Origin of the sequence: Secundilactobacillus collinoides DSM 20515 = JCM 1123, assembly GCF_001435975.1 — a bacterium.
GTDB lineage: Bacteria > Bacillota > Bacilli > Lactobacillales > Lactobacillaceae > Secundilactobacillus > Secundilactobacillus collinoides.
The window spans coordinates 1-459 of the sequence record NZ_AYYR01000069.1 but is presented as its reverse complement, the minus strand read 5'-3'; the positions used below and the strand labels follow the sequence as shown (position 1 = coordinate 459).

Genomic DNA, 459 nt, shown 5'->3' with positions numbered 1-459 from the left:
GGGTATTTTCAACCCAGCACTAATGAAATCGTCATTGGTGGCGATGAGCCCGACAATGCTTTGAAACTAAAGACGTTATATCACGAATATGCGCATAGTCAGTTACATGGGTTAAAATCAGCCTTTAAAGATCGGCCGCGAGCCTATCAAGAAACCCAAGCCGAAGCGGTTGCATATGTTGCCATGCAAAATATTGGGATTGATACGGGTAATTACTCCCTCGGTTATGTGGCAACCTGGGCCAAAGATAAAGCCGTGATCCATAATGCTTTAAGTGAAATCCAACAAGTTAGCAACAAAGTGATTGAACTTAGCGATGGCTTAACCAAACAATTAGGTTTACAAGAAGCACAAAAAGAACCTGAACATGAATCAGCCCAAGCACTTAATAAGTCATATAAAAGCTTGCAACAACAAATTCAACAAGCAACTAGTCCACAACAGAAAGCGCAATTTAAA

1 pseudogene is annotated in these 459 nt (G+C 40.7%); it reads left to right on the top strand.

What is annotated here, in order from left to right:
- Positions 1–459, top strand: a pseudogene (locus FC82_RS11580) (hypothetical protein); the annotation flags it as partial.